Origin of the sequence: Agarivorans sp. Toyoura001, assembly GCF_005405585.1 — a bacterium.
In the GTDB taxonomy this organism is placed as follows: domain Bacteria; phylum Pseudomonadota; class Gammaproteobacteria; order Enterobacterales; family Celerinatantimonadaceae; genus Agarivorans.
Map to the genome: position 1 here is coordinate 36147 of NZ_BJEQ01000010.1, position 15869 is coordinate 52015.

Below are 15869 nucleotides of genomic sequence, written 5' to 3' on the forward strand. Positions count from 1 at the left end.
TGTTAATAACCTTTCGCAAAATCCACTTTATCTATCAAATCTTCTCCCTGTAAGTAACGGCTTAAGTTGTCGGCAAACAATTGAATGATATCTGCTACCCGGCTAGGTGCCGAGATATGCGGAGTTATCATGCAGTTGGCTTGTTGCCATAAAGGATGGTCTTCTGGCAACGGCTCGGGGTTCGTGACATCGAGTATTGCCCGCGCTTTGGGCTTGGCTTGTAGAAACTGCAGTAAGGCTTGCTGGTTTAATGTTGCCCCTCGGCCTACATTAAAAAACACCACATCGTCGGCTAAGGCCGCAAAAAAATCTAGGTCTAGCAAACCTTGAGTCGCTTGGGTATTGGGTAATAACGCCACCACCACCTTGGCAGTCGCGCAGAGTTGTTGCTGCTGGGAAAACGTATGTACGTGGTCAAAGGCCGCTTTTGGCGAGCCGCTATGGCTTAATGCGACCGGCCGCATACCAAAGTGACGGGCCGTACCCGCGAGGTGTTGGCTGATATTGCCACTGCCAATACAGCAAAAGGTTTGTCCCTGTAAGCTATTGCTAGGCAGAGACTGCCACAAGGCTTGTTGGTGCTGGTTCCGATAGGCAAGGTGCTGCTGAGTGTGCGCAAGTAGATAAGAAAACACATACTCGCTCATTAAAGGACCAAAGGTGCCTCGGCTATTTGTGAGTAGGTAATGCTTAGGCAAATCTTCGGCGAGTAGGGCATCTATTCCTGCAAAGGTCGAGTGAAGCCATGCTAGGTTTGGCATGCGGTTAAGCACTTGGGCTGCATCACTGGGCGTAGCCAATAATACTTGGCTTTGCAGAGCCGTATCTGACAGCTCAGAGACATGCGACGCGAGGTGCCAATCACATTGAGAAAATTGTGGCTGAAGGGCTGCTGCATATTGTTGAGCCTGCGGGTTGATAATAGTGATCTGCATGTTGCACCTTAGTTCTTGGCAAGCAAGAGTTAATTTAGCTAAGCGATTACGCTGGTGTTAAGCTGCATAACCTATTAGCCTTTCCATTATCTTAATCGTTTTATTTAGCGCGGAGCAAACAATGCTTACCCCATGTGATATCGACCGTTTAGCGCAGTTGTCTGCCAAACAACAATCTTTATATTGCCTAGCGCTGTTGCAAAGAATGTCGCCAAATTATTTGTTGTTTTGTCAGGCAGTAGAGCTTGAGCATGATGCCGACTTTAAAAAACTATTGGCGCTGTTTTGGGAAAGTGCCATGTACCCTAAAACTCGCATTAACTTTTCCGCGCAGCGGGAACGTTTTGAAGACCTGATCCCCGAGCCTCAAGATTATGACATGTACGGGGTATATCCAGCTTTAGATTGTTGCGTAGTGGCAGAGTGTTTGTTTAGTGCTTTGTTAGAATCTACTGGCCAAGAAGCAGAGCAAGCTAGCCAAACGTCTTTAGCCAGCGTTTTAAGTTTCTTGGAGTTGCAGTTTGGTGAGCAAAGTGAAGCTGAAATAATGCAGCAAGAATTAGTACAGCACGAAATGGCTTTTCAGAGTGCATTGTTGGATCTTGTTGACCAAGCAGATGGCGATAAAAACGCCATTCAAGCCTTGAAAACGCTGGCAGTGAACCATGGTGTCAGCAATTTAGGTATCTGCTTAGAAAGCAATTAGTTCGGAATAAACGTCAAATACTGGGTGTTTTTGTGACTGTTTACGCATAAATTGGTTAAAGCCCCGCCAAACAAGGCTCTAAAGCAGAAAAACTCTTTGCGCGGGGTTTTTTTTTCTCTTAAAGTGAAGCTGGATTATTTAAAACGAACATAAAGGATTTAGACATTATGAACAAAACTGAACTAATTGATGCTATTGCTGAAAAAGCTGACCTATCAAAAGCTCAAGCAAAACTAGCATTGGAAACAACTTTAGGTGCGGTAACTGGTGCGCTTAAAGAAGGCGACCAAGTTCAGCTAATCGGCTTTGGTACATTCAAAGTTAATCATCGTGCAGCCCGCACTGGTCGCAATCCTCAGACTGGTGCTGAGATCCAAATTGCAGCAGCCAATGTACCTGCCTTTGTAGCTGGTAAAGCATTAAAAGACGCTGTTAAATAGTTTCTTTAATTAGCCTCTGCTTGCAGAGGCTAATTTTTCCTCCTTTGTTTCCTTCAGATTGTTTTTCCCATCTCCGGTTCGATTCAGTAAACTAAGTCTTCAATTAAGCTGCAAAGCGATCTGCTATTTCAGCCGTTCAATCGATCAGTAGGAAGAATATGAAAGCCTTATTGGTAGTGGCACACGGAAGCCGCCGTCCCCAATCAAATCAAGAAGTGGTCACTCTCGCCGAAGCAATGGCAGACAAACTGAGTGATTATCAGCAAGTGCACGCCGCGTTTTTGGAGTTAGTTGAGCCGAGTATTTCGCAAAAAATCGAGCAGTGTTATCAAACGGGGATCAGGCAAATCGTTATGTACCCGCATTTTCTGGCTGCGGGCACCCATGTTGTGAACGATTTACCGAGAATAATTGAGCAAGCTAAGCAAGATTACCCTGATTTACACATAGATCTGCAGCCCCATCTCGGTGGTTTTGATGGTTTAGCAGAGTTTATTTGCCAATCGCTTTAATCTAAGTCGCTAAAATCCCTTATACGCTCTAGTAGCTGCGGTAAGTAATGTGGGTGAGCTAATTGCAATAAACCCTGCCAATTACGATAAGTGAGCGTTTCTTTGAGTAGTAGAATCACTTTAGTCAGTGGCGCATTACGTAGTAGCTCTGGGCGATACAGGTAGTCACCACCTTCTTGTACAAACCACGAACTAGACTCAAAGTTTTCGAATAGGTGTTGACGCTCGGCAGTATCACGCAAAATTGAGAGTTGGTTTAAGGTATCTAAAGATTGAATCTCTAGACTTAAACTGGCTATTTCATTTAGATGCTGCTGGCAAGGCAAGCTGCGTAAAGAGAACAAGTGCTCCATTAGTGCTTGTGATGCATGGCTTGGTTCTGTAGGGGATGCATATTGAACAACATTATCTATACTCATCGGTCACCTCTTATTATTTTAACCTCCTTGTCGATTAATCTTTCGTCATATCTGATTGGATTCTGAACATATATGAAGGATTGGGCAAGCACCTCATGGTTATCACTGTTATTCAATTTATGAATTAGCGCATAGAGACTGAGCTGCTTACGTGATGGCCAAAAAGTAAATACGACTAAGGTCGTGCTGTAGAAAGCGATATCTTCAACTAGGCTGAATTTTTGTAACAATAAATCCGCATACTAATTAAAAAGCTAATTTGCAGGGAGAGCTGAATGCTAGCGTATGACATCAAGGAAGTTGAAATGGCAGTATTGCCATCACGACGACGCCGTAATCGACGAAATGCACTCACTAAGTTGGAAATGGATGTAAACGTTTCCACAAAGTCTAAAAGTAAATCTGAATGTGAGTTTGAAGCCAGTATCAACGATGAGTCGAATAGCCTGATACTGTTCCTTGATTAGCCAGCACATCACCCGCGTTTAGCTAAAACACCGCTAAGACTTGGCAAAGATAGTGGTTTCTGTTTTAGTGTTGCAACATTTAATGGTTTGAGAAAAGAACATGAAAGTTGCTAAAGATAGTGTTGTACGTTTTGAGTACACCTTGCACGAAACAGACGGCCCAATGCTAGAAAGCACTCAACAAGATGCCGTAGCTTATCTACATGGACATAAAGCGATGATTCCCGCTATTGAAGCGGGTCTTGAAGGGAAAGAAGCAGGCGCAGAAATAGCGCTTAGTTTAGCCCCGGAAGACGGCTATGGCGTGCGTGACGAGAATGCAGTCGAACGTATTTCAGTTAAGCATTTACAAGGTGCTAAAAACTGGAAAGCGGGTATGCCTGCAGTGGTACAAACCGAGCAAGGCCCACGTCAAGTCACAGTGGTAAAAGTGGGCAAGTTTATGGCGACTATCGATACTAATCACCCTTATGCCGGGAAACACTTAGACTTTGCCATTAAGCTTGTAGAAGTGCGTGCTGCAACAGAAGAAGAACTGGCACATGGCCATGCCCATGGCGCTGGTGGTCATCAGCATTAATCAATAAACCAGCGCTGCCAAGCGCTGGTTTTAGTACTCAGTTATGCTGGCTCACCAATAGGTTGCTGGCATAACTCTTGGTTTAAAGCGCATAGTGTGGCTTTTAAACTTGCTGTTAGAATGTCTTTATCAATAGCTACACCTAGGTAGCGTTTGCCGGCGATTTTGGCTTGAATATAACAAACCGCTTCGGCTTCTGCGCCCTTACTCAAGGCATGTTCATTGTAATCTAACACTTCAATCTCAATATTGAACTGCTGAGCTAAGCCATTAACAAAGGCGGCTAATGCACCATTTCCGCTGGCCTTTATCTGAAACTGTTCTTGGTCACGCTGTAACAATACCTGTACTTGCTCTTGCTGCTCATAATTCACTTGGTAATTAACCAACTGATAAGCGTGTTGTTGCTGTAAATACTGGCGTTGAAATAGCTGCCAAATTTTGTCGGGGCTAATTTCTTCACCGCTTTGCTCGGCATCTTGCTGAACCACTGCGCTAAATTCGATAAGTGCCCAGCGTGGCAACTGAATACCATAGTCTTTATCTAAGATGTATGCGATGCCGCCTTTTCCGGATTGACTGTTAATACGGATCACTTCTTGATAATCACGTCCAAGGTCAGCTGGGTCGATGGGTAAATAGGCCACATCCCAGTGTTGTTCTGGCTGTTGAATATCCAAACATTTTTTAATTGCGTCTTGGTGGCTGCCAGAAAAGGCCGTAAATACCAACTCGCCCACATAAGGGTGGCGTGGGTGCACCGGTAATTGGGTACAAAACTTCACGACTTGCACAATTTCGTCTACATCGGCCAAGTTCAACTGCGGATCAATGCCCTGGCTATACAAGTTCATTGCCATAGTCACAATATCCATATTGCCGGTGCGCTCTCCATTGCCTAACAAGGTGCCTTCTACCCGATCTGCGCCAGCCAATTGCCCTAATTCTGCTGCTGCAATGCCGCAACCACGGTCGTTATGGGTATGCTGGCTAATAATTAAGTCTTCTCGGTGGTCAATGTGATGAATGAACCACTCTATTTGATCGGCATAAATGTTGGGAGTAGACATTTCCACAGTCGCTGGCAAATTCAAAATAATTTTTTGGCTGGCTTTAGGCCGCCATTCGGCAACCACGGCATTACAAATATCCACGGCAAAATCTAATTCTGTGCCAGTAAAACTCTCTGGAGAATACTGAAATTGCCAATTGGTGTCGGGATTGCAGTCTGCATGTTGTTGTAACTCACGTGCGCCTTTAACTGCTATTTCAATAATCCCGGCTTTATCTAGCTTAAACACTTTGTCGCGTTGCACTTTTGAGGTTGAGTTGTACAAGTGCACAATGGCATTTTTTGCCCCTTTTAAGGCTTCAAATGTCTTTGCAATCAAGGCTGGGCGGGCTTGGGTTAATACTTGAATTGAGACATCGTCTGGGATTTGATTGGTTTCAATAAGCCAGCGAACAAAATCGTAATCAGTAGTAGATGCGGCAGGAAAGCCAACTTCTATTTGCTTAAAACCTAGCTTGATCAATAACGAGAATAAACGCTGTTTTTGCTCTACCGACATGGGTTCAATAAGGGCTTGGTTACCATCACGTAAATCTACGCTACACCACTGGGGGGCATGAGTAATGGTATTGCTTGGCCATTGTCGTTGAGGCAAAGCGACGGGTTTAAAGGCTTGGTATTTTGAGTGACTAAATTGAGACATGCTAATTTCCTTGATTGCGAGCGTAAGTCATGGGTAAGTAAGGCGAATTTCCAGCCAACGCTTGCCTAGTGAATGCGCTGACTGCGGCTTAGTCGCAGGGTTTTGATTAACATGATTTTTCTCAACAAATGAACATGTTGAAAAGTATACGCAAAAGCGAAGGGGGAGTGTTTGTTTAAATTGTTGGTATTGAATAATAATGCGCAATCATTACTGCTTAAGTGTGCTTAATGAGCAATGATTACGCGTTTTGTTCCGCTGGTGTGATAGAGCCAACTAGTGTTACTTAATGGTTTTTTGGTAAACCCTTACCGCTTGTTCTGCTTCGTTAAACAAATAACATTCGTTTAGGTCACAGCTAAGGGTAATTTCAGTGTAACGGGGCACTTGGTGGTCACCGTTTACATGCACTTTGATTCCATCAATTTCGCCCAATTGACCAAACAAATAGGTGGCATTACCAAGGCGTTCGCTCACTTCACTTTGGAAGGCCAGCTTGAGTTCACCGCTGTCATCTAAGCGCAAGTGCTCTGGGCGAATACCCAGTTGCAGCTTTTCACCTACTGTAACGCTGTTATCTCTCACCTCTATGTTAATTTGCTGGCCGTCTGGTAGCTCTATTGTTGCAGTATTCCCTTCTAATGCTTTTACGGTGCTTGGCATGAAGTTCATTTTTGGAGAGCCAATAAAGCCTGCCACAAACAAGTTCTCTGGGTAATTATAGAGTTCTAGTGGCGAACCTACTTGCTCAATATTACCAGCACGCAGTACCACAATTTTATCGGCTAATGTCATCGCCTCTACTTGGTCGTGAGTTACATAGACCATGGTGGTTTGTAGTTCTTTGTGCAGTTTGGCAATTTGTAAACGCATCTCAACACGCAGCTCTGCGTCGAGGTTTGATAGCGGTTCATCAAACAGGAATACGCGAGGGTCGCGAACAATGGCTCGACCAATTGCAACTCGTTGGCGTTGGCCACCAGAGAGCTCTTTTGGTGTGCGTTGTAGTAAGTTTTCCATCTGCAGTGTTTTGGCTGCCATGGACACTTTTTTATCTATTTCAGCTTTGTCTACGCCATTCATTTTCATGCCAAAACCCATGTTCTCGGCTACGGTCATGTGGGGGTAAAGGGCGTAAGATTGGAAAACCATTGCCACCCCGCGCTCGGCCGGGTCAACTTGGTTAACTACTTGATTATCAATGCTTAGTTCGCCGTCGGAGATATCCTCCAAGCCGGCAATCATCCGCAGTAGGGTAGACTTACCACAACCCGATGGGCCAACAAACACGACAAACTCTCCGTGGTTGATGTCTAGGTCTACGCCGTGAATTGTTTCTACTTTGGCATAGCGTTTAACTAAGCCCTTTAGTGTGATATCTGCCATTTTCTATCCCTATCATTGGTCACTTATAATTCTAGCAACTGAACAAGTATGATGTTGATCATAGTTCGTTACTTTACCTTAACAATTGCTTGGTGAAAACGTTTACTTGTCACAATATTTGATCTAAGTTTGATAATAACGATAGATACTAGAACGCTCGAAAGGGCGGTGAAACTTGCTGAAATGCGATGCGTATCAACAGAAATCTGCTATTTATAGCTATATTACTGGATACCGGCAGGCAAATAAGGAACATGGAATGGCGTCGAGTTCTTCAAATAAATCTCAGAAAAATGCCGTAAATACGGCGTCTGAGTTAGTGTCGGGTAAACGATTACGCGCTAGTGACGTAGCACCTTGGATGTTTTTAGGTCCAGCGTTAATCATCTTTTCAATTTATGTTTTGTTTCCAGTACTGGACAGCATCTGGCTCAGCTTTTTTGAGTGGGATGGTTTGGGCGAGAAAACCTTTATTGGTTTTGGAAACTATGTAGAGCTGTTTGACAGCGACCAATTTTGGACAGCCTTAACCAACAACATTTTATGGATGGTGTTGTTTATGCTGGCCCCGCCCATGGGGTTAGCAATCGCCCTGTTCTTGAATCAACAGGTATACGGAATACGCTTAGTTAAAGCGTTATTCTTTTTCCCTTTTGTTATCTCACAAGTGGTAGTGGGTTTAGTTTTCTCTTGGTTCTACGACCCGAGCTTTGGTGTACTAAATAGTGTTATTAGCTTTCTCGGTGGTGACCCCATTTCTATTCTCGCCGATGAAGATTTAGTGACCTACGGCATTATTGCTGCGGGTTTATGGCCACAAATTGCCTACTGCATGATTTTGTACCTCACCGGTTTAAACAATCTTAATCACGAACAGCTTGAAGCTGCCCGTTTAGATAACGCCAAAGGCTTCAAAATGCTTTGGTATATCGTATTGCCTCAGCTAAGGCCCGCGACATTTATTGCCATTGTTGTCACAGTGATTGGTGCGCTACGTTCGTTCGACTTAGTGGCAACCATGACCGCTGGCGGACCATGGGGAAGCTCAACTGTACTGGCATACATGATGTACGAAGAATCTATTTTCAACTATCGCATGGGTTACGGTGCTGCGGTGGCTGTAGTGCTATTTTTAATTATGGATATCTATATCGCTTACTTCTTGTGGCGGATGATAAGGAGTGAGAAATAATGTACCCACGTCCTATAGAAAAGGCCTCTGCCTTTACCAATATTAGTTACCGAGTCGCTCTACCTATTTCGATAGTGCTATGGCTACTGCCGTTAATTGCTGTAATGGCAACGTCGGTGCGCTCATTGGATGACATTAACCAAGGTAATTACTGGGGCTGGCCAAGTGAGTGGATGTTGATTGAAAACTATACGCAAGTTTTCACATCAACCCCTATGTTTCAGTATTTATTGAATAGCTTAATCATTACTTTACCTGCGGTAGCTGGCTGTGTGGCCTTGTCGACCATGGCTGGTTTTGCGCTGGCTAAATACAACTTCAAAGCCAATATTTGGATCTTTGCTACTTTTATTGCAGGTAACTTTGTTCCGTTTCAGATCTTAATGATTCCGGTGCGAGACCTCACTATTCAGTTTGGTTTGTACGATACTCACTGGGCATTGATTTTGTTTCATATTGCCTTCCAAACCGGCTTTTGTACGCTGTTTATGCGTAACTTTATTGTTGGTTTACCTACCGAACTGATTGAATCTGCGCGGGTTGAAGGCGTTAGTGAGTTTAAAATTTTCTGGCATATTGTATTGCCGCTAGTTAAACCGGCAACAGCCGCATTAGCAGTATTAGTATTTACTTTTATTTGGAATGACTTTTTCTGGGCCTTGGTATTGGTACAAAGCGATGAAGTTCGCCCCGTTACCGCTGGTCTCAGTGCGTTGCAAGGACAATGGTTGGCATCTTGGCAGTTGATATCAGCCGGTGCAGTAGTTGCGGCCTTACCTCCGGTCATACTATTTTTTACCATGCAACGTCATTTTATTGCTGGGTTGACTCTAGGGGCAACCAAAGGCTAAACGCACCCTCAAGCAATAATGAGGGAAGAAATAAATCCTTCACAAGGACAACAAAAACTAAGGAATGTAAATGATGAGTAAACTAAAACAATGTGGTCAGGCGCTTGCGCTAGCTACTTTAATCAGTGGTTATGCCAATGCTGGTACGCTGATTATTAACTCTGACGCTTCTGACCCTGCACCTAAAGCCGCATTTGCAGAAATCATTGCTGAATTTGAAAAAGAGTACCCAGACATTAAAGTGAAATACAATTTGTATGATCACGAAGCTTACAAAACCACTATCCGTAACTGGTTAGTGACGTCGCCGCCAGATGTTGTTCACTGGTATGCGGGTAACCGTATGAAGGCTTTTGTAGACAAAGGCTTATTTGAAGATGTGAGTGACATTTGGGAAGCCAACAACATGGCTTCAGATTTTGCTACCGCAGCTCCAGCTATGACCATTGACGGTAAGCAATGGGGTGTTCCTTACACCTACTACCAGTGGGGCATTTACTACCGTAAAGATATCTTCGAGAAGTACGACATCGAAGAACCTTACTTGTGGGAAGAGTTACTTGAAGCCTCTAAAATACTTAAAGAAAATGGTGTTGCTCCCATCGCAATTGGTACCAAATACCTTTGGACTGCTGCAGGTTGGTTCGACTACATGAACTTGCGAGTAAATGGCTTAGATTTCCACATGGAGTTAATGGAAGGCAAGGTGCCTTACACTGATGCTCGTGTTGTGAAAACTATGAAGAAATGGCAAGAGATGATCGAGCCTGGTTACTTCCTAGAAAACCACGCTTCATACTCTTGGCAAGAAGCACAGCCGTTCTTATACAACGGTGATGCAGCCATGTACCTGATTGGCAACTTCATTACGCCTAACTTCCCAGAAGACATGAAAGATAAAATGGGCTTTTTCCAATTCCCTATTATCGACCCAACGGTAGGTGTGGCGGAAGATGCGCCAATGGATACTTTACATATTCCTGTAAAAGCGAAGAACAAAGAAGACGCCAGAAAATACCTAGCGTTTATGGCTCGTCCTGAGAACCAAACCAAAATCAATAAAGCCTTATTGCAAATTCCGCCTAACAAGAAGGCTAAAGCTGAAGATAATGAATTCTTGAATAAAGGTGTGGCTATGTTGGGATCTGCAGCAGGTACTGCTCAGTTCTATGACCGCGATACTGATCCTGCAATGGCCAAAGCCGGCATGAAAGGTTTCCAAGAGTTTATGGTTCACCCAGATCGTTTAGATAAGATATTGAAGGGCTTAGAAAAAACGCGTCAGCGTACATTTAAATAGTTTTACATTTCTTTTCCTTAAGAATATACCTCAATAAAAAGCCCTGTTTAACAGGGCTTTTTTTATTTAGAAATTAAAGGCTGCACCAATGTATAGGCCTTTAGTAAAATCTAAATCGGGTTCGTTGCTGTAACGAAACTGAATGGCGCGATAACCAAGGTAAACATCAGCTTGAGGCATAATCGAGTAAGCGATTTTGGCATCTAAATCGTAGTAGCGGTTTAACTCGCTGCTCGTTAACACTGACGGAGCGTAATAAGCACTCGCTGATACATTTAAGTTTTGTGCCACGGTAATTTTGTAATCACCACCAATTGCAAACGCGTGCGGATTTTCGCGGTTGTTTGCCCATAGCTTGGTAAACTTAGCGCCGATAGAAAACTTATGAATATCTTGTTGGTGAGTAGCCTTAATACCAAAATCTGCTAGATCACCCTCTGGACGAGAGTACATGTAGTTAGCGGACATCTCGGCACCAGGTGCAATGGCGGTTGAAAAGCCGGTCTCAAATACGTCGTTATTAAGGTCAAATTTAATTGAGCTAGCAAGGGCGGCGGTGCTACTCATTGCGAAAAGGCTCGCAACTAACAAAGAACGTTTAAACATAAGTTTCCTATATTGATGTTCATCCAGACTAAAACGCCGAGATTGTACCACTATTTTATTTAATTATCTGATAATCGCCTTTATTTTGAACGGATAAGCTGCCTGATCGACAATTAGTTGTTTAATCACAATTAAAGGGGGATAAATTGCCGCTGAGCGAACTAGGGCATCACTAAAATTTCAATTAAAAAACACAGTGTGAATGGCGAGAGTAGCCTATAGTTAGGCTGCTACAACTTGTTGTTGTAATACTCATTAAATGTTTGAAAAGGAGAGCAAACATGCCATTGTTTAATCGTTTAATTGCCGAAGGGATTGGCACATTTTGGTTAGTGTTAGGGGGCTGTGGTAGTGCAGTATTAGCGGCTGCATTTCCTGAGGTAGGCATTGGTCTAGTCGGTGTGTCTATCGCTTTTGGTTTAACGGTACTGACTATGGCGTTTGCTATCGGCCATATTTCAGGTTGTCATTTAAACCCAGCGGTCACCATTGGTTTAATGGCTGCAGGGCGCTTCTCTAAGGTTGATGTATTCCCGTACATCTGTGCCCAGTTACTAGGCGGGTTTGTTGGCGCCATTATATTGTACTTAATTGCCAGTGGTAATGCTGATTACGACCTTGCAAGTCATGGATTAGCGAGTAATGGTTTTGATATGCACTCGCCAGGTGGTTATAGCCTAATTGCTGCATTAGTATGTGAAATAGTAATGACCTTTATGTTTTTGTTTATCATTTTGGGTGCTACGGATGAGCGCGCACCTGCTGGCTTTGCCCCTATCGCCATTGGCTTAGGGTTAACCTTAATCCACCTCATCTCCATTCCGGTCACAAATACCTCGGTAAACCCGGCTCGGAGTACTGCTCCTGCCTTAATTGAAGGTGGTATTGCATTGGGTCAATTGTGGTTATTTTGGGTAGCTCCTATTATTGGTGCGGTATGCGCAGCGTTAATGTACAAGCAAATATCAGCTAAAAGCTAAGTGTATCTAACGAAGCCAGATCTTAAATAAGGCTCTTCCTTATATAGAGGGAGAGCATTTGTTTTAGGCATTTCAGCGTTAAATCTCACTCCAAATTCTTTCTCTTAAGCTGCTGACTAAACGTTGGTTTTAGCCTTGCCACGGGTCTGTTACTATTCTGTTAATGCATGCTAGTTGGCATTAGCTTTAGGCATTACACAACATAATAAAAAAAGATCTGTAACCTACATATAAGGACATACCAATGAGAAAGGGATTGCTGTGCTTTGCAGCATTGCTTACCAGCTGCTTAAGCTTGAGCGCTTTGGCTGCTGAAGGAAAAGTGTACAAACTTAAACTGGCGGAGTCTTGGCCGACCAAATTTCCTTTGCTAGATACTGGCGTTCAGCGCTTTGCAAAAATGGCTGAGGAAATGTCAGACGGTCGATTACAAATTCGGGTTGATTCTGCAAACAAACACAAAGCCGCTCTGGGTGTATTTGACTTGGTGAAAAGTGGTCAATACGACATGGGGCACTCGGCCTCCTACTATTATAAAGGCAAAGTGCCTAACACCATGTTTTTCACTACTATGCCATTTGGTATGACAGCCATGGAGCAACATGCTTGGTACGCATATGGTGGTGGTAAAGAGTTAATGGCCAAAGTTTACGAACCCCACAATTTGCTCACTTATCCTGGTGGTAATACCGGTGTGCAAATGGGCGGTTGGTTTCGTAATGAAATTAACAGTGTTGAAGACCTAAAAAATCTCAAAATGCGGATTCCTGGTTTTGCTGGGGAAGTGCTGGCTAAACTAGGAGCAACACCGGTTAATATTCCTCCTGCCGAGTTATATACAGCCTTAGAGCGAAATACCATTGATGCCTTGGAATGGGTGGGGCCTTCATTAGACTTACGCATGGGTTTTCATAAAATTGCACCTTATTACTACACCGGCTGGCATGAGCCTGGCTCAGAAAATATGTTCTTAATTAATAAGAAGAAGTTTGCAAAGCTGCCAAAAGATCTACAAGTGATATTGGAAACAGCAATGCGCGCAACAGCTTTTGATATTTACGTTGAAGCGACCGCCATGAGTACCAACAACTGGGCAACTATGCTGCAAGAGTACCCAGATATTAAAGTGCGCACTTTTCCTAAAGAAGTATTAGCAGCGCTTAAAAAAGCCAATGATGAGTTGTTGGCTGAGCACGCCACGCGTGACCCACTCGCTAAAGAGATTATTGAGTCACAGCAGGCATTCACTAAAAAAGCCCGCGCTTATACTTTAATTTCTGATTATGGCTACTTAGAAAGTACCAAAGATCTGTAAGCCGCGAAGGCTTTATAAAAAAAGCGGCTTCGGCCGCTTTTTGTTTAGCCATTAACTGACAGGCTAACCCAAGTTGATCACTACATTACCGGTGGCGCCGGCTTGCATAACTGCATGATGGGCGTCGGTGGTATCAGCCAAGGCAAAACGCTTGGCAATAACAGGGTTTACAAAGCCCGCTTCGGCCCCTGCATAAATAGCAGCATGAATTTGCTGTAATTGCTGCGGAGTTGCATTGGCTAACGCCATGCCCATGATGCAGGCATCTCTAGCCATTAAGTCTCTAGGGTTTATTTCAACGCTACCACGGCTACCAATAACCACCACTCTGCCACCTTTATTCAGCAAGGGCAGATCATCGCCTAAGTTTTGATTCGCCAGCATCTCTAGTACAACGTCTACCTTGCCAGCTTGCTGAAGTGCTTGGTAATGCTCGGGGAGGTGATGGTTGGCGACTACATCCGCACCTTGTTGCTTCAATAGGGCTAAACCAGCATCGCTTCCTGCGGTAGCAAATACCCTGCAACCAGCGGCTTTGGCAAGTTGTATTGCAGCTAAACCTACGCCGCCACTGGCCCCATGAATCAGTACCGTTTCTGCAGCTTGGCTATTGGCTCTTATAAACAATGCGCGCCAAGCGGTGGCGTAAGGTGTGCCTAAACAAGCACCCTGCTCGAAGCTCAAGCTGTTCGGTAATGGATAAACGTGATTTGGGCTGGCTAAGCACAGTTCGGCGCTAGCGCCACTTAGCGTGCCTGCGCAATAAACTCGTTGGCCTAGTTCAAAGCCTTCCACGTTGTCACCTAAACCAACAATCGTGCCTGCAGCATCCTTACCGGGAGTGTGTGGGAAGTTAGCTGTGTAGTTGTTAGTGCCTGCCACAATATAAGTGTCAACCGGGTTCACGCCAGCAGCGGCAACCTTGATTAAGATTTGTTGATCGTCGGCCATTAAATCAGGACGTTGATTGAGCTTAAGTTGATCACCATGGAACTCTGCTTGGATCGTTTTCATTAAATTGCTTCCAACCTATGTGAAAAATCTAGATTTAGTCAGCATAACCCAAAAAAGCCGGATGAAAATCCAGCAAATTTCAACACTGTGATCCTTTTTAAGAATTTAAAATGACCATTTTCGACAAAAGACAAATTTTGAAACTGTAATGAAAATGTTTTCAAAGGCTGTTTTGGTAATAAAATTACCAAAAACTAAATTTAGTAATAATAAAAATAATTTTCATAATACTAAATGTGCGGCGTGTCGCATAAAATTAAAACCGTAGAAGAAAGTTACTAACAAGAAGCAGCAAGCAGGCGTTATTTACTTTCACATTTAACAAAAACCAATAGGTGGAAATATTATGGAATTATTCGGTTTATATTACGCACTTCGCGCAAAAAACTTTAACAACGAACAAACTGCAGCTCAACGTAGCCGTTAATACAGTTAATTAAATTAGAGGAACAAGATTATGTACGAACTTTTTGGATTAGTAGCCCTTAACTACTTTGGTAAAAACAAAACTGAAGAACAAAAACTTCAAGAACGTAGCCGTTAATTTTACACTAAATAGAGAGAGAATGATTATGATGGATTTTATGGGTTGGGTTGCACTAAGCTACTTACAAAACAAAAAAACTGAAGAACAACGCATTGCTGAATTAAGCCGTTAATTTCAGAACTGCAGTAACAACAGAACAAGCAAGAAAAGAACAAGTAACACAGTAATAACGATGCAATCGCCGATCAGGCGAAAAGCGTTCCTCACACTCACTGAGGAAGCTAACACTCCCAAGCGTTACCCTCTAGAAAGAAACTCTTAAACAGACATCTGCCTTTTGTATATTTTAATGCCTTCTGATTACACTCGAGCTAATTCGACACATTCTTGGTAGACATGACAGCCTACAACGTGGTCGTTGATCATCCCTACAGCTTGCATAAAGGCGTAGCAAATAGTTGGGCCAACAAAGCTAAACCCCGCTTTTTTTAGTGCTTTAGACATAGCTTGAGATTCGAGACTTTCGGTAGGAATATCTTTTGAACTAGCATGTTGATTAACAATGGTTTTTCCGCCAACAAAACTCCAAATGTAGTCACTAAATGTGCCACCTTGCGCTTCAATGGCTAAGTAGCCTTTTGCATTTTTTACTATTGAGTTGATCTTAAGTTTGTTACGCACGATCCCTTTGTTTTGCATTAATCGTTCGCAGTCTTGCTGATCGAATAGGGCAATTTTCTGAGGTTGAAACTGGGCAAAAGCTTGATAGTAATTTTGTTGTTTTCGCAAGATAGTAATCCACGACAAGCCCGCTTGTTGACCGTCTAAACACAGCTTGGCAAATAGCTCTACAGAGTCATAAACTGGACGCCCCCACGTTTGGTCGTGGTAGTGTTGGTAGTCTTCATCGTCGCCGCACCATTGGCAGCGAACCGGCTGTGTTGTTTTAGTCACCTTGCAAATC

General features: G+C 43.5%; 17 protein-coding genes. 10 read left to right on the top strand and 7 right to left on the bottom strand.

The window, feature by feature from the left end:
- Positions 1 to 2 precede the first annotated feature (2 nt).
- Positions 3 to 935 (bottom strand): D-2-hydroxyacid dehydrogenase, encoded by a 933-nt coding sequence (locus FFR00_RS12795; protein WP_137673796.1) that lies wholly within the window; start codon positions 933 to 935, stop codon positions 3 to 5.
- Between the two features lie 121 nt (positions 936 to 1056).
- On the opposite strand from FFR00_RS12795, the gene FFR00_RS12800 reads away from it, so the two are divergent.
- From FFR00_RS12800 to FFR00_RS12810, 3 genes are all read left to right on the top strand, one after another.
- The gene (locus FFR00_RS12800; RefSeq protein WP_137673797.1) at positions 1057 to 1641 is read left to right on the top strand and encodes a YjaG family protein; all 585 of its coding nucleotides are present in this window, start codon (positions 1057 to 1059) and stop codon (positions 1639 to 1641) included.
- Positions 1642 to 1808: 167 nt separating this feature from the next.
- Positions 1809 to 2081, top strand: coding sequence for a nucleoid-associated protein HU-alpha (hupA, locus tag FFR00_RS12805; protein ID WP_137673798.1), 273 nt, complete (start codon positions 1809 to 1811; stop codon positions 2079 to 2081).
- Positions 2082 to 2239: 158 nt separating this feature from the next.
- Positions 2240 to 2593, top strand: coding sequence for a sirohydrochlorin chelatase (locus tag FFR00_RS12810; protein WP_137673799.1), 354 nt, complete (start codon positions 2240 to 2242; stop codon positions 2591 to 2593).
- Here FFR00_RS12810 and FFR00_RS12815 read toward each other — a convergent pair.
- Positions 2590 to 3012 carry a hypothetical protein gene (locus FFR00_RS12815; RefSeq protein ID WP_137673800.1) on the bottom strand — a complete coding sequence of 141 codons (423 nt, stop codon included), beginning with the start codon at positions 3010 to 3012 and terminating at the stop codon, positions 2590 to 2592. The genes FFR00_RS12810 and FFR00_RS12815 overlap by 4 nt on opposite strands.
- 275 nt (positions 3013 to 3287) lie before the next feature.
- Here FFR00_RS12815 and FFR00_RS12820 point away from each other — a divergent pair, with 275 nt between their 5' ends.
- Both FFR00_RS12820 and FFR00_RS12825 read left to right on the top strand, forming a co-directional pair.
- Complete coding sequence (locus tag FFR00_RS12820; RefSeq protein ID WP_137673801.1) at positions 3288 to 3479, top strand: hypothetical protein; 192 nt, start codon at positions 3288 to 3290, stop codon at positions 3477 to 3479.
- A gap of 100 nt (positions 3480 to 3579) precedes the next feature.
- Positions 3580 to 4059 (top strand): peptidylprolyl isomerase, encoded by a 480-nt coding sequence (locus FFR00_RS12825; RefSeq protein ID WP_137673802.1) that lies wholly within the window; start codon positions 3580 to 3582, stop codon positions 4057 to 4059.
- Between the two features lie 41 nt (positions 4060 to 4100).
- Here the strand turns inward: FFR00_RS12825 and leuA are convergent, their stop codons facing one another.
- A complete protein-coding gene (gene leuA, locus FFR00_RS12830; protein WP_137673803.1) occupies positions 4101 to 5774 on the bottom strand; it encodes a 2-isopropylmalate synthase in 1674 nt (557 codons plus the stop codon).
- Between the two features lie 282 nt (positions 5775 to 6056).
- On the bottom strand, positions 6057 to 7160 hold the full coding sequence (locus FFR00_RS12835) for an ABC transporter ATP-binding protein (RefSeq protein ID WP_137673804.1): 1104 nt from the start codon (positions 7158 to 7160) through the stop codon (positions 6057 to 6059).
- 259 nt (positions 7161 to 7419) lie between these two features.
- Here FFR00_RS12835 and FFR00_RS12840 point away from each other — a divergent pair, with 259 nt between their 5' ends.
- The 3 genes from FFR00_RS12840 (at position 7420) to FFR00_RS12850 (ending at position 10503) form a co-directional block, all read left to right on the top strand.
- Positions 7420 to 8352 (top strand): carbohydrate ABC transporter permease, encoded by a 933-nt coding sequence (locus FFR00_RS12840; protein WP_174235951.1) that lies wholly within the window; start codon positions 7420 to 7422, stop codon positions 8350 to 8352.
- A complete protein-coding gene (locus tag FFR00_RS12845) occupies positions 8352 to 9203 on the top strand; it encodes a carbohydrate ABC transporter permease (RefSeq protein WP_137673805.1) in 852 nt (283 codons plus the stop codon). The genes FFR00_RS12840 and FFR00_RS12845 overlap by 1 nt, the downstream gene beginning before the upstream one ends.
- A 70-nt stretch (positions 9204 to 9273) precedes the next feature.
- Complete coding sequence (locus FFR00_RS12850) at positions 9274 to 10503, top strand: ABC transporter substrate-binding protein (protein ID WP_201798745.1); 1230 nt, start codon at positions 9274 to 9276, stop codon at positions 10501 to 10503.
- Positions 10504 to 10569: 66 nt separating this feature from the next.
- On the opposite strand, the gene FFR00_RS12855 is transcribed toward FFR00_RS12850, so the two are convergent.
- Positions 10570 to 11109 carry a YfaZ family outer membrane protein gene (locus FFR00_RS12855; RefSeq protein WP_137673806.1) on the bottom strand — a complete coding sequence of 180 codons (540 nt, stop codon included), beginning with the start codon at positions 11107 to 11109 and terminating at the stop codon, positions 10570 to 10572.
- A gap of 281 nt (positions 11110 to 11390) precedes the next feature.
- On the opposite strand from FFR00_RS12855, the gene aqpZ reads away from it, so the two are divergent.
- Both aqpZ and FFR00_RS12865 read left to right on the top strand, forming a co-directional pair.
- Positions 11391 to 12089 carry an aquaporin Z gene (gene aqpZ / locus FFR00_RS12860; protein WP_137673807.1) on the top strand — a complete coding sequence of 233 codons (699 nt, stop codon included), beginning with the start codon at positions 11391 to 11393 and terminating at the stop codon, positions 12087 to 12089.
- 244 nt (positions 12090 to 12333) lie between these two features.
- Positions 12334 to 13404 (top strand): TRAP transporter substrate-binding protein, encoded by a 1071-nt coding sequence (locus tag FFR00_RS12865; RefSeq protein WP_137673808.1) that lies wholly within the window; start codon positions 12334 to 12336, stop codon positions 13402 to 13404.
- Positions 13405 to 13467: 63 nt separating this feature from the next.
- Here the strand turns inward: FFR00_RS12865 and FFR00_RS12870 are convergent, their stop codons facing one another.
- Both FFR00_RS12870 and FFR00_RS12875 read right to left on the bottom strand, forming a co-directional pair.
- Positions 13468 to 14418 carry an NADPH:quinone reductase gene (locus FFR00_RS12870; protein ID WP_137673809.1) on the bottom strand — a complete coding sequence of 317 codons (951 nt, stop codon included), beginning with the start codon at positions 14416 to 14418 and terminating at the stop codon, positions 13468 to 13470.
- An 847-nt stretch (positions 14419 to 15265) separates the two neighbouring features.
- The gene (locus FFR00_RS12875) at positions 15266 to 15859 is read right to left on the bottom strand and encodes a DNA-3-methyladenine glycosylase I (RefSeq protein ID WP_137673810.1); all 594 of its coding nucleotides are present in this window, start codon (positions 15857 to 15859) and stop codon (positions 15266 to 15268) included.
- Positions 15860 to 15869: the final 10 nt, after the last annotated feature.